Origin of the sequence: Aliagarivorans marinus DSM 23064 (assembly GCF_000429485.1) — a bacterium.
In the GTDB taxonomy this organism is placed as follows: Bacteria; Pseudomonadota; Gammaproteobacteria; order Enterobacterales; family Celerinatantimonadaceae; genus Aliagarivorans; species Aliagarivorans marinus.
The window spans coordinates 59,414-85,854 of record NZ_AUBY01000015.1; the positions used below are offsets into that span (position 1 = coordinate 59,414).

A 26,441-nucleotide genomic window follows, 5' to 3' on the forward strand; every position below is an offset into this window, starting at 1 on the left:
TCACCATTTAAGGGCATACTAGATCAATCCTACTCACCACTAAACTCACCAGTTGGTTGAAAACAGAGGCAAAGCCCTGAAATCTCCTGAAAACAAAAAAGCCCCTATTTACAGGGGCTTGGTAAGATTAAGTAAGCTTAGAGAGACTCAAAAAACACTATTCAATGTTCTGGATCTGCTCGCGCATTTGCTCAATCAGCACCTTCAGCTCCACCGCTGCCTGAGTGATCTCAGCATTAATCGACTTCGAGGCTAGTGTGTTCGCTTCGCGGTTGAATTCTTGCATCATAAAGTCGAGGCGTCGGCCGCAGGCGCCGCCTTTTTTGAGGATCTTGCGGGTTTCGGCCACGTGGGCGTCAAGGCGATCCAGCTCTTCGGCGACGTCGACCTTTTGCGCGGTCATGATCATCTCTTGTTCGATGCGCTGTGGGTCCATCTCGTCTTTGATTTCCGCTAGGCGGTTTTCCAGGCGATCGCGTTGCCATTGCATAACTGCAGGCATCTCGCCGCGTACAAAGCTGACTTGCTCGGTAATGGCTTGCAGGCGCGCTTCGATAAGCTCAGCCATCTTCTGGCCTTCGCTGGCGCGGCTGGCGATAAAGTCTTCCAGCGTGGCTTGCCACTCGCCTAACAACTCTTTGCTCATGGCGTCGGCGTCTTGCTCGGGGGCTTCCATTACACCCGGCCAGCGCAGCACGTCCACTGGGTTGATTTGGCCGCCGGCGTGCTCTTGCACCCATTTGGCAGAGTTGATGATCTGCTCGGCTAGTGCTTCGTTGAGCTGCAGGTCGCTGCGGTTGGTTTGGTCAGCCTCGAAACGCAAGTTGCATTCCACCTTACCGCGCTGCAGGGCCTTGCGGATGCGCTCACGCAGTACTGGCTCGAGTGAACGGAACTGCTCGGGCATGCGCCAGTAAGACTCTAGGTAGCGTTGGTTTACGCTGCGAATTTCCCAGGTTGCGGTGCCCCACTCGGCTTTGTATTGGCGGCGGGCGTAGCCGGTCATGCTATGAATCATCAACTGTTCTCAACAAAGGTTTTGCGCTGATTATACTGAACTGCGGCGATCTCTCCAGTCTTGGCCCATTGAGCCGTGACCCCACCGGCTTTCGCGCCTATAATAGGCCGCAATTTGTCACTACGGAGTTTCCTATGCGCCCCAACGGCCGAGAGCAAGGGCAGATGCGCCCGATCACCATTACCCGCAACTACACTGCCCATGCCGAAGGCTCGGTTTTGGTGGAGTTTGGCGATACCAAAGTACTGTGTAACGCCTCGGTGGATGACGGTGTGCCACGCTTTTTGAAAGGCAAAGGCCAGGGCTGGATCACCGCCGAATATGGCATGCTGCCTCGCTCTACCCACTCTCGTATGGGTCGTGAAGCGGCGCGCGGCAAGCAAAGCGGTCGTACTCAGGAAATCCAACGTCTTATCGGCCGCTCGCTGCGTGCCGCGGTGGATCTTAAAGCGCTGGGCGAGTTCACCATCACCGTGGATTGCGATGTGATTCAGGCCGACGGCGGTACCCGTACTGCAGCCATTACCGGTGCCTGTGTGGCCCTGCAAGATGCGCTGTGGTGGCTGATGGAGCAGAAGAAGCTGAAGATCAGCCCACTTAAGCAGATGATTGCGGCGGTATCAGTGGGCATTGTCGATGGCCAAGCGGTGTGCGATCTGGAGTATGTGGAAGACAGCAACGCCGAGACCGACATGAACGTAGTGATGGGCGCAGATGGTCGAATGATCGAAGTACAGGGAACGGCGGAAGGCGAACCATTCAGCCATGAAGAGCTGCTGGAGATGCTGGCACTGGCCAAAGATGGCATTGCACAGATCATCGAGGCGCAAACCCAAGCCTTAAATAGTTAACCTGTTACAGAAGAGAGCACCATGAAAGCTTATCAACGCGAGTTTATCGAGTTTGCCCTGAGCAAGGGCGTACTAAAGTTTGGCGAATTTACCCTGAAATCAGGCCGTAAAAGCCCCTACTTCTTTAACGCAGGTTTGTTTAACACTGGCCGTGACCTAAACCGTTTGGGCAAGTTCTATGCGGCGGCGCTAGAAGATTCCGGCGTGGGCTTTGACCTGGTATTCGGCCCTGCCTACAAAGGCATCCCAATCGCTACCACCACCGTGGTGGCACTAGATGAGCACTACGGCAAGGACTACCCCTACTGCTTTAACCGCAAAGAAGCCAAAGGCCATGGCGAAGGCGGCAACCTGGTGGGCTCAGAGCTGAAAGGCCGAGTGATGTTGGTGGATGATGTGATTACCGCTGGCACCGCCATCCGCGAGTCGATGGATATTATCGCCGCTCACGAAGCCTCTCTGGCTGGGGTACTGATTGCGCTAGACCGCCAAGAGAAAGGCAAGGGTGAGCTAAGTGCGATCCAAGAGGTGGAGCGCGACTACGACGCCACCGTTATCTCTATCGTGAAGCTGGCTGATCTGATTACCTACCTTGAAGAGCAAGGCGACAATCAAGAGGCACTGGCCGCAGTGCGTGCCTACCGTGAACAGTACGGTATTGCCTAGCATTTAGGGCGAACATCCAATCCGAAGAAAGAGGCGTCAGCCTCTTTTTTTGTGCCTGAGAGCTAGCCCCGATTTCGACTAAAGGTTAGTGCCTTTACTCGCACTCTATGAACTGCTGCACAAATTCACTATTCGAGGCGAGGCAAACTTGACGTGTATCAAGGGGAATCGGTCTTTGCCCATCGCCTTAGCGAGGAGATCTTAGACTTTAGCTATACGCCACAGCCGGAGGAGAGGCATATGCGCTTTCAACAACTCAAAGAGCTATTGGATCATTTCGAGAGTGACCGCCGCCAGCTGATCAAACTCTATCGCCACCTGGAAAACCAGGCCGATGACGAGCGGGTAAGAATGCTGCTCTCTTACTTGCAGCAGCGCGAACATGAGAACTGCCAACAGCTTAAATCCAGCTATAGTGAAACGCCGAAGGATGTGCTGGAAACCTGGGTCGACCTGCGGGCTGAGAACGACATTGCTGAGATATGCAGTAAGGTGTTTTTGCCAGCTAACATGCATGTGGAAGAGGTGTTGGCGGTAGCGGTGGAGCTGGAGGGAAAAACCCTCGAGCTGCTCAATACTGGGGTACTGCAGCTGGCTAGCATGGCCCACGCTAAGGAGTATCTGGAGAACCTATTGGAGCATCAGCAAAAACGCGAGCAACAGCTCGTTCACTCAGCGCACCGGATGGACGATATCTAGGGCGTAGCCAAGGCCTGCTGCCAGGCTTGGTCGGCGATGGCTTTATAGGCTTGCCAGTCGCCGCTGAGCCAGCGCTGTCGGCCTTTTTCCGCGTAAAACAGATAGAGCTCGTCGCCAAAGAACTCCCACACCTTACCATTGGTTGAAATTAGCCCTTCTCCCAAGCTCAACGCATTGGCGCAGTGGCCGTTGTAGTGCGGCATATAGTCCTCTGGTGAGGCAGCAAAGCGCGCGGCTGACTCGGCCGAAGCGAAGTACCAATCGGCCGCTTGCCAGCGCACCTTGTGTTGTTTGCTGCCTTCTAGCGTATCGCCTGCGTAATAGCCGAGTGTGTCGTGGCCACCAATGGCTTTATCGCTCCAAAAGCTGGTGGCGACCGGTTCGCTGGCCCAGCTGTAGCTGCTAAGCAACAACAGTGTGAATGTGACGGCTCTCATCTTCATGCTCCGTATTGGGTACAAAAAAGCCCACGCTAAAGCATGGGCTCGGTAGCAGCGCTTGCCAAGGTGTTAGCTGGCAGCTTTGTCCAGATGCACATCCATCTGTGGGAAGGGGATCTCGATACCAGCTTTATCCAGCTCGTTCTTGATGTTCTCCATCAAGTCAAAATAGGTGCCCCAGTAATCGGCGGTACGCACCCATGGGCGGACCACAAAGTTCACCGAGCTGTCGGCCAGCTCTACTACGCCCACGGTGATATCAGGGTCTTTCAATACCCGCTCGTCGGCTTCACACACTGCGCGCAGCACTTGCTTGGTTTTGGCCAAATCAGCGTTGTAGCCAACACCAATCACCAAGTCGATACGGCGCTTATCTTTCGCGGAGTAGTTAACGATGTTGCCGCCCAGTACCGATGAGTTGGGTACCACCACCAGCTTGTTGTCAGGGGTAGTTAGTTCGGTGGTGAAGATATGCACCGATTGCACTGCGCCAGATACCCCAGCGATTTCAACAAAGTCACCGGCTTTAAAGGGGCGGAAACCGATAATTAGCACGCCTGCGGCGAAGTTTGATAGTGAACCTTGCAGCGCTAAGCCAATCGCTAAACCGGCGGCACCGATGACTGCGACGAACGAGGCGGTTTGCACACCCACCCGCGATAGTGCTGCGATGAGAACAAAGGCGATTACGCCATACTTCACTAGCGAGCCGATAAAGTGGCTGATGGTGTTATCGAGGTTGCGGGCGTTCAGCAGTTTTTCGACGCCTCGGGCGAGAATTCCGGCCACGATGAAGCCGACAACGATGATGATCAATGCCGCGGCAATATTGACCAGATACTGAATGATTAAATCTTGGTTTTGTTCAATCCAAGAGCTACCGGATCCAAATACGTCCATGTATGGGCTCTCCAACAAGTGAGGTTAAAAGTGAGTCGCGTTTTTAGCGCCTTTCTAATCTAGCAGCTTCCCTGCGGCTTTGCTGAAAAAAAGCCCTCATAAAGAGGGCCTTAGTTTAGCTTGCGCTCATCTGGCTTTCGAGGAACTGCCAGTGCACGTCAAACTGTGCGGTGGGCTTGAGTTTGAACTCGCTGCGCACATACTGGCTAACTCGACCTTCGGTATAGGCTAGCAGCAGGGTTGCGAGTGAGCCTTCTTCGATGTCGAAGGCCTCGCCTTCACGCAGTTTGCGCTCGCGCAGTACTTGCTTAAGCTGCAGTTCAATTTTCTCGAACAATACGCTGACACGGGCCCGCAGGCGCTCATGCTCGCCCTGCAGCGCATCACCGGTGATGATGCGGCTGAGGCCTGGGTTGCGCTCACAGAAGCCCAAAATCAGCAGCAGAATGCTCTGACAGCGCGCCAGGGTCTGCTTTTGCTCGTCTTGGATCAGGTTGATGCGTGATAGCAGTGCTTCTTCAATAAACTCGATAAGACCTTCGAACATCCGGGCCTTGCTTGGGAAGTGGCGATAGAGCGCCGCCTCCGATACCCCAACCTGTTTGGCCAGGTTAGCGGTGGTAATGCGTTGACCGTGGTTGGACTCCAACATTTGGGCAAGCGCTTGCAAGATTTGTTCGCGGCGATTGGTTTTATTATTTCCCGCCATAGTGCTGTATTTCCTTCTCTGCGCAGGTGGAATTAGTGTTTACCGGTGTGGCCAAAGCCACCTTCACCGCGCTCAGAGTCGGCAAAATCCTCAACAATCTCGAATTGGGCTTGTACTATCGGTACAAACACCAGCTGGGCAATACGCTCACCGGGTTCGATGGTGAAGCTGTCTTGGCCGCGGTTCCAGCAAGAGACCATCAGCTGGCCTTGGTAGTCGGAATCAATAAGGCCCACTAGGTTGCCCAGTACGATGCCGTGTTTATGGCCCAGACCAGAGCGCGGCAGGATGGTGGCGGCCAGGCTTGGGTCGGCGATGTGGATGGCCAAGCCGGTCGGCAGAAGCTGGGTCTGGCCCGGCTCTAGGGAGACCGCTTCATCTAAACAAGCGCGCAGGTCCATGCCGGCAGAGCCGGGGGTGGCGTAGTCAGGCAAGGGGAATTCGTTGCCGATCCGCGCATCGAGGATCTTTAATTCAATTTGCTTCATTGTGTTGGTTTCGTCTTTTGGTAGTGCTGTGCTACTAAGTTCATTAATTGCTCGGCCAGCTCAGTCTTGCTGCAGGGCGCGAGCTCCTTATTACCGTTATTCCAATAGACACTTAAGGCATTGTTATCGCTGTTAAAGCCTAAATCTGTGTTGGATACGTCGTTAGCGGCGATCATGTCCAAGTTTTTAGCTTTGAGCTTACCTAAAGCGTAATCCTTCACATTTTGGGTTTCGGCGGCAAAGCCGATGGTGAAGGGTTTATTATCCAACGCCGCAACGCTGGCGACGATATCTGGATTCTTGGTCAGCGACAAATGGATATTGTCGCCACTCTTCTTAATCTTCTGCTCGGCCACTTCCGCCACCCGGTAATCGGCCACGGCGGCGCAGCTGATGAAGATATCGCATTGAGCGATCTCATTCATGCTGGCTTCGAGCATCTGCTGGGCGCTGGTGACCGAGGTGCGCTGTACCCCACTTGGGGTGGCCAGATTAACCGGGCCGCTAATCAGCTCAACGTCGGCGCCCAACTGTTGTGCGGCTTGGGCCAGAGCAAAGCCCATCTTGCCGGAGCTGTGGTTAGAGATGTAGCGCACCGGGTCGATGGCCTCGCGGGTCGGGCCGGCGGTGATCTTGATACGGGTGCCAGCCAGTAGCTGGGGCTTTTGCTGACTCTCGAAGAACTGGCTAACGGCTTCAACCACCGCCATCGGTTCGATCATCCGGCCCTTGCCAACATCGCCACAGGCTTGTTCGCCGCTGGCTGGGCCCCACTGAAGTACACCTCGTTTGGCCAGCAGTGCAAGGTTGTCTTGGGTGGCTGGTGCGCCGAACATCTGTTGATTCATCGCCGGCACGATGGCGATCGGGGCGTCGGTTGCCAGCAGCAAGGTGCTAACTAAATCATCGGCCAAGCCGTGGCTGAGTTTGGCAACAATATTGGCGGTGGCTGGGGCGACCACAATCAGATCGGGCCATTTGGCCAGCTCGATATGGCTCATTGCGGCTTCGGCTTCGGGATCGATCAAGGCGCTGCTTACCGGTTCACCGGAGACAGCTTGCAATGTCAGTGGCGTGATAAAGCCCTGAGCATGTTGAGTCATCGCGACACGTACCTCGATACCGCGGTCTTTTAATCGACGCACGATTTCCGGGGTTTTGTAGGCGGCAATGCCACCACTAATCGCTAAAAGTACCTTGCGGGTTGCCTGCATATTCAGAAAGTTTCCCATTGATCACAATGCGTTGCCAAGACTATCACAAATCCATAGCAGCGAATATTGCCGGATGCGAAACAGCCTAATGGCGTCTTTGCGATGGCAAGTAAGGACTGGCCAACTATGCTAACAACTCTAATGTGTTAATTATCATTACAAGGGAAAAGTATGGCGATCAAGATATGGCGATAAAACACTGGCCCAAGCAGCAGCGGCCGCGCGAGAAGCTATTAAGCCAAGGGGCTAAAGCACTCAGTGATGCCGAGTTGTTGGCGATATTCCTGCGCACTGGTATTCCCGGCTTGGATGCGGTGGGGCTAGCGCAGCATCTGTTAGAGCGTTTTGGCTCGCTGCGAGGGGTGCTCAGTGCGCCGCTAGAGCGCTTCTGCCAAGAGCTTGGGCTGGGTGAGGCCAAGTTTGTGCAATTGCAAGCCTGTATCGAGATGAGTCGCCGCTATCTGGAGCAAGAGATGCAGGATCTCTCCGTTTTAGACAGCGCCGATGCCGCGCGAAACTACTTATCAATGGAATTAAGTGGCCAACAGCGGGAAGTATTTGCGATTCTGCTATTGGATAATCAGCACCGAGTGGTACAATTCGCGCCGCTCTTCTATGGAACGATAGATGCTGCCAGCGTATACCCGCGCGTGGTGGTGCAGCGAGTGCTTGAAGTCAATGCCGCCGCAGTCATATTGGCTCACAATCATCCCTCTGGGGTGGCGGAGCCGAGCCAGGCAGATCGACATTTAACCGATCGACTGATCAATGCCCTCGCCTTGATAGATGTTAGGGTGCTTGATCATATCGTGGTTGGACATGGCGAAACGGTTTCCTTCGCCGAACGCGGGTGGATATGATCATTTGTTCACTTTTTAGTTGATCAACCGCGCCTTTTGCTGTATAAAATGCGGCCTTTCTGTGTCGTCCCGGGCGACGGCCACACGGGGCGCTAACAGGTGCTCGAGCAGAAGTATTTTTTGGAGAAGACTGACATGTCTAGAGTATGCCAAGTAACTGGTAAAAAACCAGCCGTTGGTAACAACGTATCACACGCAAAAAACCGCACTCGTCGTCGTTTTTTGCCTAACCTTCAATCTCACCGTTTTTGGGTAGAGAGCGAAAAACGTTTCGTTAAACTACGTGTATCTACTAAAGGTATGCGTGTTATCGATAAGAAAGGTATTGACGCTGTATTGGCTGAAATGCGCGCTCGCGGTGAAAAGGTATAAGGGGCTAAAAAATGGCTAAAGGTATTCGCGAAAAAATTCGTTTGAACTCATCAGCTGGTACTGGTCACTTCTATACCACTGACAAAAACAAACGTAACATGCCTGAGAAAATGGAGATCAAAAAGTTTGATCCTGTAGTTCGCAAGCACGTTATGTACAAAGAAGGCAAAATCAAATAAGATTTTTTCTGCTTTGCAAAAACCCGGCTCTGGCCGGGTTTTTTTATGCCCCAATTGCGGCGGCGGCGGGCTCTGCGTATCATGATGCCACGTGCCAGTTCGATGTTTGGCACTTGCTGCAAATGGAGTTTTTACATGAAGTTAAGTCGACGCGCCTGGAATAACGTGATTATTCTGACTGTCGCGGCCATGATCCTCACCTTCCGCTTTTTCGAGCTACGCCCAGGCGAGCAACCCGCAGAGATCAGCGCTGGCCGCCTACTGCCTGAGGGGGCGGTGATTTTGCAGCTCAACCTTCCCGATCGCACTATCGAGCGCCATGGTACCGAGTGGCATGTCGAGTCCACCAGCAATGCCGCCGTCAATGCCAGCCCGATTACCACGATCGATGCCTGGATGCATGCCGAGCTGAGCCCGTGGGAGCAAGCGGTGGGCGGTGCGGCGCAAACCTCACAGGTTAGCGTGTATCTGGCCTCGCTCAGTGAGCCCCTGCAACTGACCCTGTTTGAGCTGCCAGAGCGGCGGGTCATCTCCAACTGGCAAGGGCAGCTACTGGAACTCGACCCGGGCACCTATGAGCTGCTGTTCGCGCCACAATAAGGTTTATCGCTATGCCTGAGTTACCCGAGGTAGAAACCAGCCGCCGCGGTATTGCCCCGCATATCGAAGGGCAAGTTATCGCCGCGATTGAGGTGCGCCAACCCAAGTTGCGTTGGCCTGTGCCTGAGCAGATCCAGCAATGTGTCGGCTGCGAGATTATCAGCGTGCGCCGCCGCGCTAAGTATCTGCTGCTGGAAACGACTGCTGGGCATATCGTGATTCACCTGGGGATGTCGGGGAGTCTGCGGGTTCTGCCAACAGGCACCCCTGCGCAAAAGCACGACCATGTGGACATTGTGCTGCAAAGCGACCAACTGCTCAGGCTTAACGATCCGCGCCGTTTTGGCTGCGTGCTGCTCTGTGAGCTGCCGCTGGAGGCTTATCCACTGTTGGCCAATCTGGGCCCTGAGCCCCTCTCTGAGGCCTTTAGCGCTAAGTACCTATTGGAGCAGGCGCAAAAGCGTAGCGTGGCCATCAAGCAGTTTGTGATGGACAACAAAGTGGTGGTGGGTGTGGGGAATATCTACGCCAATGAAGCGCTGTTTCGCAGCGGTATTCACCCTAAGCGCTCCGCCAATAAGGTATCGGCGAAGCGCTTAACGGAGCTTACCGAGAACATAAAGCAGGTACTGGCCGAGGCGATTGAGCAAGGTGGCACCACGCTTAAAGACTTCTCTAGCCCAGAGGGTAAGCCCGGTTACTTTGTCCAGCAGTTGGATGTGTATGGGAGGGAAAACCAGCCCTGCCATAGCTGCGGCGGGCTGATTAAGGCCGAGCGGATCGGCCAGCGCAATACCTTTTTCTGCCCGCACTGTCAGCGCTAGCGGTGTGCACCTCTAGGCAAGCTTTTCCGCCACCGCCTTGGCGACATGGGGCGCCACAAAACCACGGATATCGCCGCCGTGGCGGGCCACCTCTTTAATCAGACTGGATGAGATAAACGATACGCCCTCACCGGGGGTGAGGAATACGCTCTCCAAGTTGGGGTCGAGCTGGCGGTTCATATCTGCCAGCTGCAGCTCATACTCGAAATCGGAGCCGGTACGCAGGCCACGCAGTAGTACGTTGGCTTGCTGCTGCTTTGCCAGATTGACCAACAGATCGGTGAAGCCGATGATCGAGACGTTATCCAACTCGCTGCAGGCTTGCTCTAGCAAGTCGACCCGCTCTTCTAAGGAGAACAACGGTTGCTTGCTTGGACTGGCTGCCACTGCCACCACCACATGATCAAACATCTTGGCGGCGCGCCGAATCAGATCACTGTGTCCGTTGGTCACCGGGTCAAAGGTGCCGGGGTAAAGTACTTTGGTTGACATGCAAGCTTGCTCATTTAGATATCCATCAAGAAGCCGATTATAACCAGCCTGCTGAGTCAGGGGAAACCTTGCGAAAGCGCGGGTCTCATCGTGTTGGCTAATCCTGCATTTAGCGAGCAAATAGGGTTACAATACAGCGGCTTTTACGGAGGGTGAGATGAACAAAGTACTGGTGGTTAGAAACGACAAGATTGGTGACTTTATGCTGGCATGGCCAAGCTTTGCGATGTTAAAGCAGAGTATGCCCGAGACTGAAGTGACTGCACTGGTGCCCTCCTATACCGCCCCGCTTGCTGAGCTGTGCCCGTGGATCGATAAGGTGATCATCGACTGTGGCTCCTCCGCCAGCTCCGAGCTGCAAGGCAAGCTGCGCCGGGAGATCCGCCAGCAAAAATTTGATGGCTACTTGTGCCTGTTCTCTACCATGCGTAACGCCTGGCTAGGCTTTAGTGCGGGCATCAAGCGCCGCTGTGCACCGGCCACTAAAGCGGCGCAACTGCTGTTTAATCAACGCCTTAAGCAGCGTCGCTCGCAATCTCTCAAGCCAGAATCGGAGTATAACCTCGATCTGACCCGCTTCTTTTTAGAACAGCAAGGGGTTGAGGCTGCATCTGTTTCCGCGCCCTATCTGAGCTTTTCCGCAGAGCAGCTGGCGGCTCGCCGTGAGCGTGAGTTTGCTAACCAGCAAACTCGGCCCTTGGTGATGGTGCATATCGGCAGCGGCGGCTCGGCCAACAATCTAAGCTTCGAGCAGTACCTGAGTTTGATTGAGTGCCTGTCGCAGCTACTGCCGCAGCGCTGCTTTGTGATTACCGCTGGCCCGGGCGAGCTGGTCGAAGCGCAGGAGATGGTCAGTGCCTTGGGTAAGCGCGATGTGTGTGCGCAGTTGTATTACTCCGAGCAGGGACTGGATGTGTTCTGCGAGGTGCTCGCCTGCGCCGAGCTGTTTGTTGCCGGCTCCACTGGACCGCTGCATATCGCCGGCGCCTTGGACGTGCCCACCGTGGGCTTTTTCCCAAGCCGCCGCAGCGCCACGCCGCTTCGCTGGAAGCCGCTTAACCGCGAGGGCAATCATCTGGCCTTCACGCCGCCAGAGGGTGAGCTGACCCAAGAAGACATGAGCCTGATTAACGTTAGCGACGCGGCGGTGAAGATCCAGCTATGGATGAGTGAGCGCGGCTAAGCAAGCGCGCTTATTGGCTGCGGCTGTCGTTGTCGCGCACCCACAGATCGGCATACTTCACAAAGGTGGAGTGGGCCGATAGCACTGAGATCAAAAAGCCCTGTTTGCCATCGAGGAAGCCGCGTTTGAGCAGGTACATCTTGCAAAAACAGCCCACCGCATGCAGCACGCCTTGGCCCAGTGAGCTTTTCTTTCCGCGCGCCTGACGCTGATCGGCCCAGGCCCGCGCGTATCCGGCAGATTTCACCAGATAATGTTCCATCGACTCGTAGGTATAGTGCAGTAGATCGCCCTGTAGCTTTTGAACCTGCTGCCCTTGAGGGATCTGCAGCTTCTCATGTACCAACGCATCGTCGTATTGAGTGAGCCCGGTGGGATGCAGGCGAATCACCCAATCAGGGTACCAGCCACAGTGCTCTAGAAAGCGGCCAAACACCCACGATTTACGCGCTATTTGGTAGATCGCTGATTGATCGGCTGCGATGGCTTGCTTGATGCTCTGTGCCAGCTCCGGACTGACTCGCTCATCGGCATCTAGCCACAGGCACCAGTCACAGCGAACTTTTTGCTGGGCCAGTTGGCGTTGGCGACCAAAGCCTGGCCACTCGGTGTTCTGATGAAACTCCGCACCAGCCTGCTCGGCGATCTGCTGACTGTTATCGCTACTGCCCGAGTCAAACACCACCACTTGATCGGCAAAATCGGCACTGGCGATACACTCGGCCAGGTTGTCGGCTTCGTTCTTAGCAATGATGACCACTGCTAAACTGGGATGACTCATAGCTGATGCTCTCGTTGAATTCGTTGAAACATGGCGATGACCTGATCGGCCTCAATGGCTTGCATCGCTTTAGGGTCTTTGACTCGGCTGCGCCAGCTTAGCTGATCCGCCGGGCGCTGATGTTGCGCTTCGATAAGTTGCTGCCACACGCTAACCACATACTCCTGACTGTAGTAGGGGCCGGTGCGCTTGGGGTTATGGTGAGCATACACCCCCAGCACTGGGGTGCCGACGGCTACGGCCATGTGGGCAGGGCCGGTGTCTGGCGATAGCAGTAGATCGGCGCGTTGGATTAGCGCCCATAGCTGCTCTAAGCTGGTGTGCCCGCATAAGTCGTTGAGCTGGCCTTGGCAACGCTGACTTAGCTTGGCGCTTAAGGCCTTCTCTTTGGCGGAAGGGCTGCCGATCAGGCTTACCCTAAAGCCTTGCTCAAGCGCATACTCGGCCAGCTGTTGATAGCCGTCCAGCGTCCAGTTCTTGTAGTCTTTGCTAGCAGCTGGGCAGATTAGCAGATGCTTCCCCTCGCCCAGCGTCTGCTTGGCCCACGTTACGGCCTGCTCGCTTAAGGGCACGTGCCAGCTTGGAGGCTGTGGCGTCAACCCCAGCTGTGCCACAAATTGCATGAAGCCGTCGAGTACATGCGGAGTGCTGGCGATTTGGATCGCCTCGCTGGTAAACAGCCATTGGCCATCTTTGGCGCGGGCGCGATCAAAACCGATACGTCGCTTCGCCGATATCATCAGGCTACACAGGCTGGCTCGAAGTGCCGCCTGCATATGCAGTAGCACATCAAAACGGCGCCCTGCCAACTGCTTGCGTAAGGCGATTAAGCCGCGCCAGCCTTGGGATTTATCAAAGACAACGACTTCGATATCGTCGAAGATGGCCAGTAAACGTGCCTCGGCCTTGCCACACACCCAGGTGATCTTTGCCTTGGGAAAACCTTGTTGGATTTGCTGGACGGCTGCGAGCGCATTGCATACGTCGCCAATCGCAGACAAGCGGAGTACGCAGATAGTGTTGGGTGAGGCGGTGTTATTCATGGTGTCAGGCTATTCGGGTGTTGGCAGCATTATGCTTTTGCTAAGTGACGATGTAAAATTCCCGCGTCGATAACAATAAGTAGTGTCATGCAGATAGAAAAACAACGACTGGATGATGGGTGGATGTTCTTCAACCCAGAGGTGTGGACTGAGGTACAGGAGAGTTACTTCTATCCCCGTCATTGGCAGCAGAATCGAGCGGTGATTGGACAGGCCTCTGGCCGTGGCACGACCCTGTTCTTTCGTTATCAGGATCGCGATTGTGTGTTACGCCACTATCATCGTGGCGGTATGGTGTCGCGCATTAGCGATGACCGCTACTTCTATCTGGGGCTCAGCCGCAGCAGGGTTTGGCGCGAGTTTAAGTTGCTGGCGCAGATCCGCAGTTTAGGGCTGAAGGCGCCTTTGCCGATTGCGGCGCGCCTCAAGCGTCAGGGCTTTAGCTGTCGCGCTGACTTGATTACCGAGAAGATCGACAACGCGCGGGATATGGCCGATTTGCTCAGCCACAAGCGCTTACTGCCAGAGGAGTGGGCGCGAATTGGCGAAACTATCGCTCAATACCACCTTAATGGCATCTATCACGCTGATTTAAACTTGCGTAACATCATGTTGGACGACCAGCAGCAGGTGTGGCTAATCGACTGGGACAACGGGCGTAACCGTCGTCCTGCTAAATCCTGGCGTCAGGCCAATCTGGACCGTTTGCTGCGCTCCTTGGAAAAAGAGCAGAAGAACAGCAGCCACTGCCATTGGCTGCGATCCGACTGGCAGTGTCTGATAGAGGGCTATCAAGCCTCATTCAAGCAAGGATTGTAGACTGCGTGCCAGCGCGCCGCGGTTGAGTTCGACGATCTCCGCGCCCTGCTCGCCTTGTTGCTTACGTAGCTGCGGATCATCCAGCCACCTTGCCAGCTGTTTAGCCAGAGCATCGATATCGGCGCTAAGATAAAGCGCCCCGCAGGCTTGCAGCTGCTGGCTGATATCACTGAAGTTGAAGTCGTGACTCCCGGCCACCATGGGTAAGTCCATGGCCGCCGCTTCTAAATAGTTATGTCCGCCCACTGGTACCAGCGAGCCTCCGATAAAAGCGATATCTGCTGCAGCATACATCAACATCAGCTCGCCCATGGTGTCGGCCAGATAGACCTGTACCTTCTCATCGATAATTTGTTGATGGCTGCGGCGGGCCGTTTGCCAGCCCTGTTGTTCAATTAGCTCCGCCACGCTGTTAAAGCGCTCAGGGTGGCGCGGAACCAAGATAAGTAGTAACTCTGGGTAGTCAGCAACCAGCTGGCGGTGCATCGCCAATACTTGCTCGTCCTCGCCCTTGTGGGTGCTGGCGGCAATCCAACAAGGTCGCCCTTCAAAGGCGGCGCGAAACTGCTTAGCCGGCTCCATTAGCTGGCTTTGGTCGGGCAGATCGTACTTCACACTGCCAGTCACCTGTAGGCGAGCGGGCTCTACCCCTAACTGGCGAAAGCGTTCGGCGTCGTCTTGGTGCTGCGCTAGTACCAGATCCAGCTTCGAGAACAGCGGTCGAGTGGCACTGCGCAATTTTAGGTAACGGCGGGCAGAGCGCTCCGACATACGGGCGTTGATCAGCTTGACTGGGATCGCCTTGCTGGCGCAACGGCCCAGCCAGTTGGGCCATAGTTCGGTTTCCATGATCCAAAGTTGTTTCGGCTGGTGTTTGAGCAAGAACAGGCTGATACACGGCCATAGGTCCAACGGTGCATAGCGGTGAGTCACCTCCTCGCTAAGGCGTTGCTCGGCCTGCTGATAGCCGGTGGCGGTGGTGGTCGTTAGCAGGATATTCAGCTCGGGGTGTTGCTGCTTGAGCTGCTTTACCAGCGGAGTGACCGCGATAACCTCACCGACGGATACGGCGTGCAGCCAGATATCGACCTGCTTAACCGCTTTGCTGATACCAAAGTGTTCCGGCCAGCGGCCACCGAAGCCGGGCTTGTTGTTGCGAGGCCAGTAAAGTTGGTAGAGGAAGAAAGGGAGCGCTAGAAAGTTAACTAGGTTGTATAGGATCCGCACGTTTAGGCTAAGGTTCACTGTGTGTTAGCTGAACCTTAGCAAAAGCAGGGGCTTACTTGATAGAAATAGCTGCGTTTCGTGAGCTTTTTGGCGAACGCGTAAGCAAATCTAGCGATTGAGCAGCTTGTACTCTAGCAGGAACTTAAGGTTGGCAAGCTGGGTCATCAGCAACTCGCGGCCACGGTAGAAGTTTCTGACCAGTCGTCGGCCCAGGCTGATTTTTTTGCGCTCGCGACCGGGGATAAAGCTGTGTCCGTGGTCGTTCTGAATCAGCAACTCTGGTTCGATCCCGAGGTTGTAGTTACCGTGCAGATAGTCTTTGTCCATGTAGTTATCTACCGCATCTACCCATTCATGCTCGGTGTGTTTCAAGAAGCGCTCGGCGCCAGCTGGTGTAATAATGTAGCCTGCGGCGGAGGCGGGCCATTTCAGGTATTTGTATACGCGGTCTTGGACGTGCAGTTTAGGGGTGTTGGTGGTGCCTTTGCCCAAGCGCAGATAACCGTTCTTTTCCAGCAAATCGCGGGGGATGTGGTTTTCCAGTACGTCTTTGAACTCATCGCTGAGTACTGCGTCATCTTCTAGCACCACGATCGTCTCATTAAGCTCTACGGCTTTCTTCCACATCAGATAGTGACTGGCAAAGCAGCCCACTTCACCGGGGACCAAACCGCTGCCTTTACGGTGCACCCGTTTCTTGTCGTTGTAGACACTCACATGGTCCATGGGTAGCGATGCATCGACCGCATCAAAGAACTCAAACTCCAACTCCATCTGCTCGAACGAACTCTGCATTCTGGCTCTGCGTTCCGTCGCACGACTTAAGTTAATAACAAAGATTTTCATTGGGTTAGTAGCCCTTGGTTAGGATTTGCGGGGGCGATTATAACCAAAGTTATTGCTAAGTTTATAGGGTGGGATCAAGGTGGCCAAAACATGACCACCAGTTTTTAATAATGGCTAAGCAGGCTTGCCTAGCAGCAGCTCAATGGCGGAAATAGCGTGCGAGGGAGAGAGCTCGGTCAGACACTTATTGTGGCCAAAGCGGCAGGTCTTCTTAAAACACGGTCGGCAGCCGATATCGGTGTGCAGGGTGGCGGTGACCTCACTGAGTGGCGGCGTGTACTCAGGCGATGATGAGCCATACACCGCAATTAGCGGCAGCCCTAGGGCCGCTGCAATATGCATCAAGCCGGAATCATTCGAGATCGCCAGATTGGCGCAGGCCATCAGATCGATGGCATCAGCAAGCTGGGTGCGCCCTGCCAGGCTGCGGCAGTGGGCTTGCTGGGCGTCATCCAAATGTGCCTTGATGGCATCGGCCACCGCGGCGTCTTTGTTGGAGCCGAATATCCACACCTGACCGTTGTATTGCTCAATCCACACTCGCGCAACCTCGGCATAATGCTGCTCAGGCCAACGTTTGGCCGGGCCAAACTCAGCGCCGGGGCACATTGCCAGAATAGGACGGTCCTGCTTGAGGTTAAGCTGGCGTAGCTGCTGTTGCTGATTGTCGATGTCGGCTGACAGCTTGGGGTGCGGATAGCTGGGGAGCTTAGTGGCGTTGGTCATCTCTTCCGCGGGGAAGGCCAACGAGACATAGCGCTCCACCATCAAGGGAAAATCGAGCTTGTTGTCGCGGCGATCGTTCAGTACCCAGTAGCGGCTCTCGCCCTTCCAGCCGGTGCGGCGTGGGATCTTGGCAAAGAACGGGACCAGCGCCGATTTCATCGAGTTTGGCTGGGTGATTGCCCAATCGTAGCCTTGTTTGGCCAGCTCCAGCCCAAGCTTTCGACGCACGCCTAGCTTGAGGTCGCCATGACCGAGCGGCATGCGGAGCGCGTTGTCGACTTCCGGCATGCGTTCTAGCAGTGGCCGGCACCAATCTGGGGCCAGCACGTCAAGTTGGGCATCGGGGTAATGTTGTTTTAGAGCCATATACAGGCTCTGAGACATAACCATGTCCCCCACCCAGGAAGGACCGACTACGAGGATTTTCATACAGCGCTCAGATGAGGGGCTAAGCCCCTTCCTTATAATTATTTATTCAACCAGCTCATGTACTCGGCAACGCCTTCAGCAACGCTTTTGAACTCGTCGCTGTAACCGGCATCGCGCAGTTTGCTTAAGTCTGCTTGGGTAAAGCTTTGGTAGCAGCCTTTTAGATGGTCTGGGAACGGGATGTACTCAATCTCGCCTTTGCCATGGTGTTTGATGACCGCTTCAGCAACTGCGCGGAACGGTTCGGCGCGGCCAGTACCTAGGTTGAAGATACCGCTGATCTCAGGGTGTTTCCAGAACCACAGGTTCACCTTGCATACGTCGCCCACGTAGACGAAGTCGCGCATCTGCCCGCCATCTTCGTAGCCGTCATAACCCTCGAACAAGCGTGGGTTCTTGCCGTCGTTAACTTGGTTGTTCAGGTGGAAGGCAACACTGGCCATCGAGCCTTTGTGCTGCTCTCGTGGGCCGTACACATTGAAGTAACGGAAGCCAACCACTTGCGAGCGGATCTCCGGCAACAGGCGACGTACGTAGTTGTCGAACTGCAGCTTGGAGTAGCCATACACGTTAAGCGGGCCTTCGTACTGCTTTTCTTCCTTGAACACCTCGGTGTCGCCGTAGGTGGCGGCCGATGAGGCGTACAGGAAAGGAATCTCACGTTCCAGGCAGTAGTGCAGCAGCTCTTTGGAGTACTCGTAGTTGTTCTCCATCATGTACTTGCCATCCCACTCGGTGGTGGCTGAGCAAGCGCCTTCGTGGAACATCGCTTCGATCGGGCCGAAGTCTTCGCCAGACACGATACGGGCAATAAAGTCGTCTTTATCCAGATAGTCTGCGATTTCCAGGTCAACCAAGTTGACGAATTTGGTGCCATCCTTGAGGTCGTCGACGACGATGATGTCAGTAATACCTTGCTCGTTGAGCTGCTTAACAATGTTTGCGCCAATAAAGCCGGCGCCACCAGTGACGATGATCATGGGTGCTACCTTTGTCCGGTGGGAAAGTGCTGAGATTTTATGCCGCAGAGGAGTCAATAGCAAACTGCGACAGCTCTGATCTGTAAAGAAGCGCTAGATTTAAGAGGGTATTGTCGGTATCAATGAAAAAGCGCTACTCAAAAGTCCAGTAAACTATGAAGACAAAAGAAAAAATCGTATTGGTTTCGCTCGATATGTTTAACCGCCTCGGCGAGCGAAACGTGACCACCAATCACATTGCTGCGGAGCTGGGGATCAGCCCCGGTAATCTCTACTACCACTTCAGCAACAAGCAAGAGATCATCTGCAGCATCTTTGCCCAGTATGAGCAGCAGCTGCGCGACAGCTTTCGCCCTCAAGCGGACCAGCGGCTCACGCTGGAGCAAGTGACCGCCTATCTCGATGCCTGCTTTGAGATCATGTGGCAGTTTCGCTTCCTCTACGCCAACTTGGCGGAGTTGCTGGCGCGTGATGAAGGGATGAAGGCACGCTATCACGCCATCCAGGAAGACTTGGTGGAGTGGGTAAGAGCAATTCTTGTTCAGCTGCGCGATAGTCGCTTTTTAGCGGGTGATGACAAGACCATGGAAGAGCTGGCCGATATGGTGAAGTTTATTGTTGGCGCGTGGATCGTTTATCAAAGCGTGCAGAAGGACAAAGGCGAAATCGATAAATCGACCCTCTACAAAGGCGTGCTTCAGGTGCTGGTATTGCTGCGTCCGTACTTTACTGAGACCTCCCGCTCTACCTGTGATCGCCTAGAGCAACATTACAGTGAACTGGCATTTGGCTAAAACACCATAAAATACCCATTGGATCTGGTTTATCCACTGATTTTAACCCGTTGTGGCACTATAATGCATCGTAATGTCCACTTATCGAAGGGTTTCACATGGTTGAGTCATTTTATTCCCAGATCCGTCAACAACTTGAGCAGGTTAAACAGGAAGGCCTGTACAAGAACGAACGTGTAATCGAGTCCCAACAGCAGGCATCCATCTTGGTTGCCGAGCAGCAGGTGGTTAACTTTTGTGCCAACAATTACTTGGGCTTGGCCAACCACCCTCGATTGATTGATGCCGCGAAACAGGGCCTAGACAGCCATGGCTTTGGTGTCGCCTCGGTGCGCTTTATCTGTGGTACCCAAGATATTCACAAACAGCTCGAGCAAGAGCTGAGTGATTTTCTGGGGATGGAAGATACCATCCTTTACTCTTCTTGCTTCGATGCCAACGCGGGTCTGTTTGAAACCCTGCTCGGCCCTGAAGATGCGATTATCTCCGACGCCCTCAACCATGCCTCGATCATAGACGGTGTACGTCTGTGTAAGGCCAAGCGCTTTCGCTACGCCAACAACGATTTGCAAGAGCTGGAACGTTGCCTGATCGAAGCCGACGAAGCCGGTGCGCGTCACAAGTTGATTGCCACCGATGGCGTGTTCTCGATGGATGGGGTGATTGCCAACCTTCCGGGTATCTGTGACTTAGCCGAGCAATACAACGCGCTGGTAATGGTGGATGACTCCCACGCGGTGGGCTTTGTTGGCGGACAAGGTCGCGGCACCCATGAATACCATAAGGTGATGGAGCGGGTTGATATCATCACCGGCACCTTGGGCAAAGCTATGGGCGGCGCCTCGGGCGGTTACACCTCGGCTAAGAAAGAGGTGGTTGACTGGCTGCGTCAGCGCTCGCGCCCTTACCTGTTTTCTAACTCATTGGCACCATCTATTGTTAGCGCGTCGCTGGAAACCCTGCGCCTGCTGCGTGAGAGCGGCGAGCTACGTGAGCGCTTGTGGAGCAACGCCAAGCTGTTCCGTGAGCTGATGAGTGAGGCTGGGTTTAGCTTAGCTGGTGCCGACCATGCCATCATCCCAGTGATGTTGGGCGACGCCAAACTGGCCAGTGACTTTGCGGATGCCTTGCTGGCTCGTGGCATCTACGTGATTGGTTTCTCCTTCCCGGTAGTGCCAAAAGGCCAGGCGCGGATCCGCACTCAGATGTCGGCGGCGCACAGCGAGGAGCAAATCCGTCATGCGGTGGCCTCGTTCATTGAAGTGGGCAAAGAGCTGGGAGTGATCTAATGAAGGCGCTTTCCAAACTGCATGCGAAGCCGGGCATCTGGATGACCGATGAGCCGATGCCTGAGCTTGGCCATAACGATCTGCTTATCAAGATTAACAAGACCGCCATCTGCGGTACCGACGTGCATATCTACAACTGGGACGAGTGGTCACAGAAGACCATTCCAGTACCTATGGTGGTTGGTCATGAGTACGCCGGCGAAGTGGTGGCCATTGGTCAAGAAGTGCGTGGCTTTGAGGTGGGAGACCGTGTCTCCGGTGAAGGCCATATCACCTGTGGCCACTGCCGTAATTGCCGAGGTGGCCGCACCCACTTGTGCCGTAATACCGTGGGTGTCGGGGTAAATCGCCAAGGTAGCTTCGCCGAGTATCTGGTGATCCCTGCGGTCAACGCCTTCAAGCTACCCGATGAGATCAGCGACGATTTGGCCGCTATCTTCGACCCCCTCGGTAATGCGGTGCACACTGCCTTGAGCTTCGATTTGGTCGGCGAAGACGTACTTATCACCGGAGCTGGACCGATAGGTGCCATGGCAGCTGCGATTGCTCGTCACGTGGGGGCGCGTCATGTAGTGATTACCGATGTTAATCCTTACCGCTTAGAGTTGGCTGCTAAACTTGGTGCTACCCGCACGGTGAATGTGGCCGAAGAGCGCCTCGAAGATGTGATGGTTGAGCTGAAGATGACCGAAGGCTTTGATGTTGGCATGGAGATGTCGGGCGTACCTTCAGCCTTCAACACCATGCTTAACACCATGAATCACGGCGGAAAAATCGCCATGCTAGGTATTCCACCGAGTGATATGGCGGTGGATTGGAATCAGGTGATATTTAAGGGCTTGGTGATAAAAGGGATATACGGACGTGAAATGTTCGAAACTTGGTATAAAATGGCCAGCCTTATCCAGTCCGGCTTAGATATCTCTCCCATCATCACCCACCATTACGCAATCGATGACTTCCAGAAAGGCTTTGATGTGATGCGTTCAGGTGAGAGTGGCAAAGTGGTGTTGAGTTGGTGAGGTCTAGCTGTTAGAGAGTAGCACAGGCGGTATCAGACTGTTCAGCCTGAGGTTTTGTGAGAGTTATTTGGGCGCGAGTACGCCGATGAAGTTGAGAGTTTTTAGTGAGCAAATTGAGTAAGTGTGAGTTTAAACATATAGGTGAAGGTGGTAAGTACCTAGAGTTAAACCTGCACTTATCAGGCGACAGCCGCTCTGTTTTTTTTAGAGCTCTTGGCGATACCACTCTGACTCCCAGTGCAGATGCGCTGTTATCGTATGGGTTACTCCCGGCAATGGTCGATGCTGGTGGGCAAACCCTGCATATTGCAGGGGAGGTTAGTGCCAAGTTACGGCGTTCTTTGCCTCAAATGCAGGACATCTACCACTGTTGGGATTCTCGTTTGAATCCCGTGGTTTGTGAATCTGCAGCAGTAGAGCGCAGTAGTAGTCAGGCTCGCCGAGTGGGTTGCTTCTTCTCTGGTGGGGCAGACTCGTTCTACAGTGTTCTAAAAAACAATGATGAGGTTACCGATCTCATTTTTGTTCATGGTCTGGATATTCCACTCGACAATACTGATCTTCGCAACAAGGTGTCGGAAAACTTGCGGGCGATTGCAGTTGAGCTCGGTAAAAACCTCATTGAAGTTGAAACGGATGCTCGTGCTTATATGGATGAACACGTGGCTTGGGGCGAGTTTGGTCATGGTGCTGTATTGGCGACGATTGGTCACTTGTTATCTAGTCAGTTATCAAAAGTCCTGATTCCATCTACACACTCTTACCGAGACATGTTTCCCTGGGGCTCTCATCCTCTGTTAGATCCGCTGTGGAGTTCTGAAGCACTCGAGTTTGTACATGATGGTTCGGAAGCAACTCGAGTAAACAAAATAGGGCTAATAGCAGGCTCTGAAGTGGCCATGCGTCACTTGCGGGTTTGTTACGTGAACCCCGGAAGCTTGTATAATTGTGGGCGTTGCGAAAAGTGCTTGCGAACCATGATCAATCTGCAAGTCCATGGCGCCTTAGAGAAATGTCAGACTTTTCCTGACTCATATAGCTTTAAGCGTTTAAAAAGAACTACTGATGTAACAAATGACAACGTCAGATCATTTGTAATAGAAAACATCGAAGAGCTTGCTCGAAACGGCAACAATCCTCAGCTTGAAAAACAGTTGGAGCGTTTGCTCCAGCAAGCAGTTTGGCCCAGAGCCCTAGCGAAGTACTTCAAGCAAAAGAAACGAACAATGATTAATAGTCTTAAAGGCGGTAACTAATGTCAGATGCTCAACTCGTAGCTGATTTTTTCAAGCAGAACTTTGCCGGTGAAGAGATTTATTATGTGACTAACCAAGGTAACGCTGGTGATGCGTTAATTGGCTATGGCGCGTTATCTTTCTTTGAACGTGAAGGTATTCGTTTTCACTTTGTGGAGTCTCCGCGTGACCCGGTGCTTGAAGGCAAGGTGGTGGTGTACGCGGGAGGTGGCTATCTGACAGATTTCTATCCTCACAACGCCGAGAACTTGTCATGGATGCGTCAGCATGCCAAGCATTTGGTCATGCTGCCTCAGACAACGCAAGGTTCGGAAGAGTTCTTGGCCAGTCTTGGCAGTGAAACCACTGTTTTTTGTAGGGAGTTGGTCACCTATGAGCATGTTCAAAAACACACTCAAGGCGTGGCGGTTCACCTCGCACCTGATATGGCGTTTTGCATCCCTGCGAAGGCTTTTGTTGAACAGCAAGAATTACAGTTCCCCCAAGTTTTTAAGAAGTTTGTTAGCCAACGCCAACAGTTTGGTCGAAAAAGCCCGAGAACCGTGCGTGGCAAGTATCTATATCGCGCGTTTCGCCATGATCTCCGATACCGTAAGAAGGCCGCAAAGGCGGGTCACCCGAAGCGCTTGAATGCGTTTCGCTATGATCAAGAGGCAAGTGGAATATCGATTCCAGATGTGAATATCGATGTCTCTTACTCTATGCAGTTTGGGGTTAATTCGGCAGAGAAACTGGAGTACACCTCGTTTAGATTTTTGAGCTTTATCAATAAGTTCGAAGAGGTTTATACCGATAGGTTACATGTGGCGATCGGGGCTGCTATGTTAGGCAAGAAAGTCTACCTCTACAGCAACAGCTACTTTAAGTGCCGCGCTATCTTTGAGTACTCGCTTCAGAAGCAGTTTCCTAATGTAGTGTGGATGGGAAGCGGAAATGACTAAAAACACCGTACAATCTCTATGGATTGGACCGTCACTGTCCAAGATCGAACAGCTTTCTATGCGTTCGTTTGTCCATCATGGCAATCCCTACCATCTGTATACCTACAGCGATATTGACAATGTGCCTGATGGTGTGGTCGTTAAAGATGCTAATGAGATATTGCCTGAGCGTGAGATTTTCCGCGACCGTTCGGGTAGCTTAGGCGCTTTTTCTGATGTATTTCGATTCAAGTTGCTGGAAAGCACAGCGTCGTTTTGGGTGGATACCGATGTAGTATGTCTGAAGCCTTACGACTTCGAAGAGAGCGAAGTGTTTGGTTTCCAAGATGATGGCAGCGTTAACGGTGCGGTACTGCGTCTGAGCAAGGATTCCGATGTATTGCGCGAAGCCCTTGATTATTGCGCACGTCCTAATGTCGTTCGCGACTACGACTCCAATAAGGTAAAGCGGCGTAAGTTGGTGCGCAAAATTAAACGCAGTGGGCTCTCTGATATTAGCTTTGGTGAGATTGGCCCAGATCTCATCACGAAGATCTTAAAAGATAAGGATTTACTGGCGACAGCCAAGCCGATTTATTACTTCTACCCCATTCATCATTCCTGCGCGAGAACCATTTTTTCTGAGAATGGAAAGGAGATGGCGAGCTTTCTTGAGCACAGTTATTCATTACATCTTTGGAATGAGATCTTCCGGCGGGAAGGGATCGACAAAAATGGCGATTTCTCCGCGAACTCGCTGATCGGTGCGTTGATGAAGAGGTATGCGGGATAGCGCGATGATTCAGGTTTATGTGATCAGCTTGGCTTCTTCGTTGGCGCGGCGTGAGAGTATTCAACGTCAGTTCAACGAGGCAGGTATCCGCTTTGAGTTCTTTGATGCCATAGATGGACGAAAAGGCCCTCATCCGCTGTTTGAGCGACAAGATGTTGTGCTACGCAAAAAGCTGTGTGGGATCCCGCTGCTACCCGGGGAGCTTGGTTGTTTTGCTAGTCACTACTTGCTTTGGCAACGCTGCGTTGAGTTGAACGAGTCGATTGTCGTGGTAGAAGATGACGCCGAGTTAAAAGACACCTTCGCCAGCGCTCTACCTCACTTGACGGATTTGGCTAACAAGCACGGCTATGTCCGCTTGTTTGAGAACGAAACAACCCATCGTAAGCGTGTGCTGGTTGAGCATTGGGACGACATCGGTAGCGACGTGGTGCGTTACCTAAAAGGGCCCGCCTCGACCCGGGCCTACCTGCTACACCCCTCTGCCGCAGAGAAGTTCCTTGCCCATGCTGCCCGCTGGTACAAGCCTGTCGATGACTATATGGACGAGTTTTGGATCAGTGGCGTGGAGTGCAAGGGCTTGGTGCCGGGTATCGTTAATGACGAAACCGATTTTGAGTCTGAGATCAAAGAGCAGGTGGTTGGCTACAAGGAGCGGACACTGGCTGCTAAGATTGAGCGCGAGTGGTTGAGGTTTAAGTCTGACTTGCAGCGACTGATCTTCAACCTCAGAAAGAGCCTCTAAGCTAGCACCTCAAAGGCAGCGAGTGCTATCAAGCTGCTCGCCGCGCGAAAAGACTTCTAGCTAGCTGCCGATAAGGCTTTCGATAGCTTTAGTCGCTTCCCCTATGACCGATTCGACCGACGGTACCGATCTATCCGGACTGTAAGCAACAAAGTGCGGCTCATACTTGGGCCAATAGCGTTGCGGCAAGGTCGAGTAGAACAGGCCCAAGGTGGGAGTGTGGGTCGCTAGAGCAATGTTGCGCACACCGGTATCGTTACATATCAGTAAATCACACTTGTTCGCCATAAACTCGGTTAGCGCATCGATAGACATAGTCTCCTGAGCGCTAACGTTCTCACGCTCTAACAGTGCTTCCCAACCTGTTCTTTTCTCTTCAGGGTTCATGCCTTCGAGCAACACGAAGTTGAGCGATGGATAGTGCTCTGCCAGCTCGCCAATCACCTGCTTGTATTGTTCTAGCGGATAGCACTTGCTTGGGGTGGAAGCTCCGGTGAAAAAGGCGATGGTGTTGGTGTTGCCTTGATACTCTGGCAGCGCGAAGTCGAGGCGATGCGGTGGGAAATGCCCTAGGGTCACCAGCAGGTCCAGTAGGGTTTCGGTTTCATACTTGTAGACACTACGCTTTAGGCAAATGTCGTAGACCGGGCGGGTGATATCGCGTCTGGGGAAGGCCATCTTGAGTTTCGCTTTAGCGAAGATGCTGAGCAAATGAGAGCGATTGGTCGCGGCCAGGTCGAACAGAATATCCTGCTCTGGCAACGAGCGCAGGTTGCTGAAGCGTTCCGATACTTTCTTGGTGCCTTGTTCGCCGTAGATGTAAAACACTTCGTCGACCAAATCGAGCGGTGCTCCTAGCTTGCTCTTGGCATCTAGACACAGGGTGATCTTGGCATTCGGGAAGAATTTGCGAGCCTCCACGAAGAACGGCCGGGCGGCAATCATATCGCCCAACGCGGCGTGGCGGATAACCGCAATCTTGGTGATGGCTAAAGGGTCGAACTGGTCCTGCAGATATGCCTGAGCGCGTTTGCTCACTGATACGCCTTCGTCTACCCAGAGGTGTCTAGTCATAAATTAGTACTCTTTAGCTTTTTAATCTGTATACCGCTCAAGCCAGCGATTATAACGAAACTACTTACTGAGTGCTTCCGCTTTGTGATGTACCAAGGCTTGCTTGAAGAGACCAATGTCTGACACAGACGCTTATATTACAGTGTCGAGAGTGAACAAAATATTTAACCAAAATCAGCGGATTACTCGATGCCGCAGGTTT

General features: G+C 53.5%; 31 protein-coding genes. 17 read left to right on the forward strand and 14 right to left on the reverse strand.

Translation table 11 applies throughout. The features are described 5' to 3' along the window. Positions 1-157: 157 nt before the first annotated feature. Positions 158-1,018, reverse strand: coding sequence for a YicC/YloC family endoribonuclease (locus G461_RS0106330; RefSeq protein WP_026971199.1), 861 nt, complete (start codon positions 1,016-1,018; stop codon positions 158-160). A 134-nt stretch (positions 1,019-1,152) separates the two neighbouring features. Between G461_RS0106330 and rph the strand changes: the two genes are divergently transcribed. The 3 genes from rph to G461_RS0106345 all read left to right on the forward strand — a co-directional run bounded on the left by rph (position 1,153) and on the right by G461_RS0106345 (position 3,234). After that, positions 1,153-1,869: a ribonuclease PH gene (rph, locus tag G461_RS0106335; protein ID WP_026971200.1), complete on the forward strand. Its 717-nt coding sequence runs from the start codon at positions 1,153-1,155 to the stop codon at positions 1,867-1,869. A 21-nt stretch (positions 1,870-1,890) separates the two neighbouring features. Further along, positions 1,891-2,535, forward strand: a complete 645-nt coding sequence (gene pyrE / locus G461_RS0106340) for an orotate phosphoribosyltransferase (RefSeq protein WP_026971201.1) — start codon at positions 1,891-1,893, stop codon at positions 2,533-2,535. Positions 2,536-2,775: 240 nt separating this feature from the next. Further along, a complete protein-coding gene (locus tag G461_RS0106345; RefSeq protein ID WP_026958163.1) occupies positions 2,776-3,234 on the forward strand; it encodes a hypothetical protein in 459 nt (152 codons plus the stop codon). Here G461_RS0106345 and G461_RS0106350 read toward each other — a convergent pair. The 5 genes from G461_RS0106350 to coaBC all read right to left on the reverse strand — a co-directional run bounded on the left by G461_RS0106350 (position 3,231) and on the right by coaBC (position 7,003). Next, complete coding sequence (locus tag G461_RS0106350; RefSeq protein ID WP_035479577.1) at positions 3,231-3,671, reverse strand: YHS domain-containing (seleno)protein; 441 nt, start codon at positions 3,669-3,671, stop codon at positions 3,231-3,233. The genes G461_RS0106345 and G461_RS0106350 overlap by 4 nt on opposite strands. 72 nt (positions 3,672-3,743) lie before the next feature. Next, entirely contained in the window at positions 3,744-4,574 is an 831-nt protein-coding gene (mscS, locus tag G461_RS0106355; protein ID WP_026971203.1) for a small-conductance mechanosensitive channel MscS, read from the reverse strand. 115 nt (positions 4,575-4,689) lie between these two features. Continuing rightward, positions 4,690-5,283: a nucleoid occlusion factor SlmA gene (gene slmA / locus G461_RS0106360; RefSeq protein WP_026958165.1), complete on the reverse strand. Its 594-nt coding sequence runs from the start codon at positions 5,281-5,283 to the stop codon at positions 4,690-4,692. Positions 5,284-5,315: 32 nt separating this feature from the next. Beyond that, complete coding sequence (dut, locus tag G461_RS0106365; RefSeq protein ID WP_026971204.1) at positions 5,316-5,771, reverse strand: dUTP diphosphatase; 456 nt, start codon at positions 5,769-5,771, stop codon at positions 5,316-5,318. Further along, on the reverse strand, positions 5,768-7,003 hold the full coding sequence (coaBC, locus tag G461_RS0106370; protein ID WP_026971205.1) for a bifunctional phosphopantothenoylcysteine decarboxylase/phosphopantothenate--cysteine ligase CoaBC: 1,236 nt from the start codon (positions 7,001-7,003) through the stop codon (positions 5,768-5,770). The genes dut and coaBC overlap by 4 nt, the downstream gene beginning before the upstream one ends. Positions 7,004-7,170: 167 nt before the next feature. On the opposite strand from coaBC, the gene radC reads away from it, so the two are divergent. The 5 genes from radC to mutM all read left to right on the forward strand — a co-directional run bounded on the left by radC (position 7,171) and on the right by mutM (position 9,820). Next, positions 7,171-7,845 (forward strand): RadC family protein, encoded by a 675-nt coding sequence (radC, locus tag G461_RS0106375; protein ID WP_026971206.1) that lies wholly within the window; start codon positions 7,171-7,173, stop codon positions 7,843-7,845. 135 nt (positions 7,846-7,980) lie between these two features. Then, complete coding sequence (rpmB, locus tag G461_RS25820) at positions 7,981-8,217, forward strand: 50S ribosomal protein L28 (protein WP_084404950.1); 237 nt, start codon at positions 7,981-7,983, stop codon at positions 8,215-8,217. Positions 8,218-8,240: 23 nt separating this feature from the next. Then, a complete protein-coding gene (rpmG, locus tag G461_RS0106380) occupies positions 8,241-8,396 on the forward strand; it encodes a 50S ribosomal protein L33 (protein ID WP_285762680.1) in 156 nt (51 codons plus the stop codon). A gap of 135 nt (positions 8,397-8,531) precedes the next feature. Continuing rightward, complete coding sequence (locus G461_RS25420; RefSeq protein WP_051333399.1) at positions 8,532-8,996, forward strand: hypothetical protein; 465 nt, start codon at positions 8,532-8,534, stop codon at positions 8,994-8,996. 11 nt (positions 8,997-9,007) lie between these two features. After that, positions 9,008-9,820 (forward strand): bifunctional DNA-formamidopyrimidine glycosylase/DNA-(apurinic or apyrimidinic site) lyase, encoded by an 813-nt coding sequence (gene mutM, locus G461_RS0106390; RefSeq protein ID WP_026971207.1) that lies wholly within the window; start codon positions 9,008-9,010, stop codon positions 9,818-9,820. 12 nt (positions 9,821-9,832) lie between these two features. Here mutM and coaD read toward each other — a convergent pair whose 3' ends face one another. Then, positions 9,833-10,312 (reverse strand): pantetheine-phosphate adenylyltransferase, encoded by a 480-nt coding sequence (gene coaD / locus G461_RS0106395; RefSeq protein WP_026971208.1) that lies wholly within the window; start codon positions 10,310-10,312, stop codon positions 9,833-9,835. Between the two features lie 157 nt (positions 10,313-10,469). Between coaD and G461_RS0106400 the strand changes: the two genes are divergently transcribed. Next, on the forward strand, positions 10,470-11,495 hold the full coding sequence (locus G461_RS0106400; RefSeq protein WP_026971209.1) for a glycosyltransferase family 9 protein: 1,026 nt from the start codon (positions 10,470-10,472) through the stop codon (positions 11,493-11,495). 10 nt (positions 11,496-11,505) lie between these two features. Here the strand turns inward: G461_RS0106400 and G461_RS0106405 are convergent, their stop codons facing one another. Further along, positions 11,506-12,276, reverse strand: coding sequence for a glycosyltransferase family 2 protein (locus G461_RS0106405; protein WP_026971210.1), 771 nt, complete (start codon positions 12,274-12,276; stop codon positions 11,506-11,508). Further along, entirely contained in the window at positions 12,273-13,319 is a 1,047-nt protein-coding gene (locus G461_RS0106410; RefSeq protein WP_026971211.1) for a glycosyltransferase family 9 protein, read from the reverse strand. Before G461_RS0106410 ends, G461_RS0106405 begins: the two co-directional genes overlap by 4 nt. 87 nt (positions 13,320-13,406) lie before the next feature. Here G461_RS0106410 and G461_RS0106415 point away from each other — a divergent pair, with 87 nt between their 5' ends. Continuing rightward, positions 13,407-14,138, forward strand: coding sequence for a 3-deoxy-D-manno-octulosonic acid kinase (locus G461_RS0106415; protein WP_026958174.1), 732 nt, complete (start codon positions 13,407-13,409; stop codon positions 14,136-14,138). Here G461_RS0106415 and waaA read toward each other — a convergent pair. The 4 genes from waaA to rfaD form a co-directional block, all read right to left on the reverse strand. Then, positions 14,118-15,383, reverse strand: coding sequence for a lipid IV(A) 3-deoxy-D-manno-octulosonic acid transferase (gene waaA, locus G461_RS0106420; RefSeq protein WP_026971212.1), 1,266 nt, complete (start codon positions 15,381-15,383; stop codon positions 14,118-14,120). The genes G461_RS0106415 and waaA overlap by 21 nt on opposite strands. Before the next feature lie 90 nt (positions 15,384-15,473). Beyond that, on the reverse strand, positions 15,474-16,211 hold the full coding sequence (locus tag G461_RS23490) for a glycosyltransferase family 25 protein (RefSeq protein ID WP_084429054.1): 738 nt from the start codon (positions 16,209-16,211) through the stop codon (positions 15,474-15,476). Between the two features lie 114 nt (positions 16,212-16,325). Then, a complete protein-coding gene (gene waaF, locus G461_RS0106430) occupies positions 16,326-17,366 on the reverse strand; it encodes a lipopolysaccharide heptosyltransferase II (protein ID WP_026971213.1) in 1,041 nt (346 codons plus the stop codon). A gap of 38 nt (positions 17,367-17,404) precedes the next feature. After that, positions 17,405-18,346 (reverse strand): ADP-glyceromanno-heptose 6-epimerase, encoded by a 942-nt coding sequence (gene rfaD, locus G461_RS0106435; protein ID WP_026971214.1) that lies wholly within the window; start codon positions 18,344-18,346, stop codon positions 17,405-17,407. 155 nt (positions 18,347-18,501) lie between these two features. Between rfaD and G461_RS0106440 the strand changes: the two genes are divergently transcribed. From G461_RS0106440 to G461_RS0106470, 7 genes are all read left to right on the forward strand, one after another. After that, positions 18,502-19,140, forward strand: a complete 639-nt coding sequence (locus tag G461_RS0106440; protein ID WP_026971215.1) for a TetR/AcrR family transcriptional regulator — start codon at positions 18,502-18,504, stop codon at positions 19,138-19,140. Positions 19,141-19,238: 98 nt separating this feature from the next. Further along, positions 19,239-20,429 carry a glycine C-acetyltransferase gene (locus G461_RS0106445; RefSeq protein WP_026971216.1) on the forward strand — a complete coding sequence of 397 codons (1,191 nt, stop codon included), beginning with the start codon at positions 19,239-19,241 and terminating at the stop codon, positions 20,427-20,429. Then, positions 20,429-21,451, forward strand: coding sequence for an L-threonine 3-dehydrogenase (tdh, locus tag G461_RS0106450; RefSeq protein WP_026971217.1), 1,023 nt, complete (start codon positions 20,429-20,431; stop codon positions 21,449-21,451). The genes G461_RS0106445 and tdh overlap by 1 nt, the downstream gene beginning before the upstream one ends. Before the next feature lie 104 nt (positions 21,452-21,555). Further along, positions 21,556-22,707, forward strand: coding sequence for a hypothetical protein (locus tag G461_RS23495; protein WP_051333401.1), 1,152 nt, complete (start codon positions 21,556-21,558; stop codon positions 22,705-22,707). Next, positions 22,707-23,648 carry a polysaccharide pyruvyl transferase family protein gene (locus tag G461_RS25425; protein ID WP_026971218.1) on the forward strand — a complete coding sequence of 314 codons (942 nt, stop codon included), beginning with the start codon at positions 22,707-22,709 and terminating at the stop codon, positions 23,646-23,648. Before G461_RS23495 ends, G461_RS25425 begins: the two co-directional genes overlap by 1 nt. Further along, complete coding sequence (locus G461_RS0106465; protein WP_026971219.1) at positions 23,641-24,420, forward strand: hypothetical protein; 780 nt, start codon at positions 23,641-23,643, stop codon at positions 24,418-24,420. Before G461_RS25425 ends, G461_RS0106465 begins: the two co-directional genes overlap by 8 nt. A 4-nt stretch (positions 24,421-24,424) precedes the next feature. Further along, entirely contained in the window at positions 24,425-25,165 is a 741-nt protein-coding gene (locus tag G461_RS0106470; protein WP_026971220.1) for a glycosyltransferase family 25 protein, read from the forward strand. 60 nt (positions 25,166-25,225) lie between these two features. On the opposite strand, the gene G461_RS0106475 is transcribed toward G461_RS0106470, so the two are convergent. Beyond that, positions 25,226-26,239 carry a glycosyltransferase family 9 protein gene (locus tag G461_RS0106475; protein WP_026971221.1) on the reverse strand — a complete coding sequence of 338 codons (1,014 nt, stop codon included), beginning with the start codon at positions 26,237-26,239 and terminating at the stop codon, positions 25,226-25,228. Positions 26,240-26,441 lie beyond the last annotated feature (202 nt).

Coding starts and splice junctions, on each gene's coding strand:
- G461_RS0106475 (WP_026971221.1), bottom strand. CDS start 26,239: ATGACTAGACACCTCTGGGTAGACGAAGGCGTATCAGTGAGCAAACGC.
- coaD (WP_026971208.1), bottom strand. CDS start 10,312: ATGTCAACCAAAGTACTTTACCCCGGCACCTTTGACCCGGTGACCAAC.
- slmA (WP_026958165.1), bottom strand. CDS start 5,283: ATGGCGGGAAATAATAAAACCAATCGCCGCGAACAAATCTTGCAAGCG.
- coaBC (WP_026971205.1), bottom strand. CDS start 7,003: ATGGGAAACTTTCTGAATATGCAGGCAACCCGCAAGGTACTTTTAGCG.
- G461_RS25420 (WP_051333399.1), top strand. CDS start 8,532: ATGAAGTTAAGTCGACGCGCCTGGAATAACGTGATTATTCTGACTGTC.
- rfaD (WP_026971214.1), bottom strand. CDS start 18,346: ATGATCATCGTCACTGGTGGCGCCGGCTTTATTGGCGCAAACATTGTT.
- radC (WP_026971206.1), top strand. CDS start 7,171: ATGGCGATAAAACACTGGCCCAAGCAGCAGCGGCCGCGCGAGAAGCTA.
- G461_RS0106405 (WP_026971210.1), bottom strand. CDS start 12,276: ATGAGTCATCCCAGTTTAGCAGTGGTCATCATTGCTAAGAACGAAGCC.
- G461_RS0106445 (WP_026971216.1), top strand. CDS start 19,239: ATGGTTGAGTCATTTTATTCCCAGATCCGTCAACAACTTGAGCAGGTT.
- mscS (WP_026971203.1), bottom strand. CDS start 4,574: ATGGACGTATTTGGATCCGGTAGCTCTTGGATTGAACAAAACCAAGAT.
- G461_RS0106440 (WP_026971215.1), top strand. CDS start 18,502: ATGAAGACAAAAGAAAAAATCGTATTGGTTTCGCTCGATATGTTTAAC.
- G461_RS0106410 (WP_026971211.1), bottom strand. CDS start 13,319: ATGAATAACACCGCCTCACCCAACACTATCTGCGTACTCCGCTTGTCT.
- dut (WP_026971204.1), bottom strand. CDS start 5,771: ATGAAGCAAATTGAATTAAAGATCCTCGATGCGCGGATCGGCAACGAA.
- G461_RS0106400 (WP_026971209.1), top strand. CDS start 10,470: ATGAACAAAGTACTGGTGGTTAGAAACGACAAGATTGGTGACTTTATG.
- rpmB (WP_084404950.1), top strand. CDS start 7,981: ATGTCTAGAGTATGCCAAGTAACTGGTAAAAAACCAGCCGTTGGTAAC.
- G461_RS0106415 (WP_026958174.1), top strand. CDS start 13,407: ATGCAGATAGAAAAACAACGACTGGATGATGGGTGGATGTTCTTCAAC.
- G461_RS0106330 (WP_026971199.1), bottom strand. CDS start 1,018: ATGATTCATAGCATGACCGGCTACGCCCGCCGCCAATACAAAGCCGAG.
- G461_RS23490 (WP_084429054.1), bottom strand. CDS start 16,211: ATGAAAATCTTTGTTATTAACTTAAGTCGTGCGACGGAACGCAGAGCC.
- G461_RS0106350 (WP_035479577.1), bottom strand. CDS start 3,671: ATGAGAGCCGTCACATTCACACTGTTGTTGCTTAGCAGCTACAGCTGG.
- G461_RS0106470 (WP_026971220.1), top strand. CDS start 24,425: ATGATTCAGGTTTATGTGATCAGCTTGGCTTCTTCGTTGGCGCGGCGT.
- pyrE (WP_026971201.1), top strand. CDS start 1,891: ATGAAAGCTTATCAACGCGAGTTTATCGAGTTTGCCCTGAGCAAGGGC.
- G461_RS0106465 (WP_026971219.1), top strand. CDS start 23,641: ATGACTAAAAACACCGTACAATCTCTATGGATTGGACCGTCACTGTCC.
- waaF (WP_026971213.1), bottom strand. CDS start 17,366: ATGAAAATCCTCGTAGTCGGTCCTTCCTGGGTGGGGGACATGGTTATG.
- rph (WP_026971200.1), top strand. CDS start 1,153: ATGCGCCCCAACGGCCGAGAGCAAGGGCAGATGCGCCCGATCACCATT.
- G461_RS0106345 (WP_026958163.1), top strand. CDS start 2,776: ATGCGCTTTCAACAACTCAAAGAGCTATTGGATCATTTCGAGAGTGAC.
- mutM (WP_026971207.1), top strand. CDS start 9,008: ATGCCTGAGTTACCCGAGGTAGAAACCAGCCGCCGCGGTATTGCCCCG.
- tdh (WP_026971217.1), top strand. CDS start 20,429: ATGAAGGCGCTTTCCAAACTGCATGCGAAGCCGGGCATCTGGATGACC.
- G461_RS25425 (WP_026971218.1), top strand. CDS start 22,707: ATGTCAGATGCTCAACTCGTAGCTGATTTTTTCAAGCAGAACTTTGCC.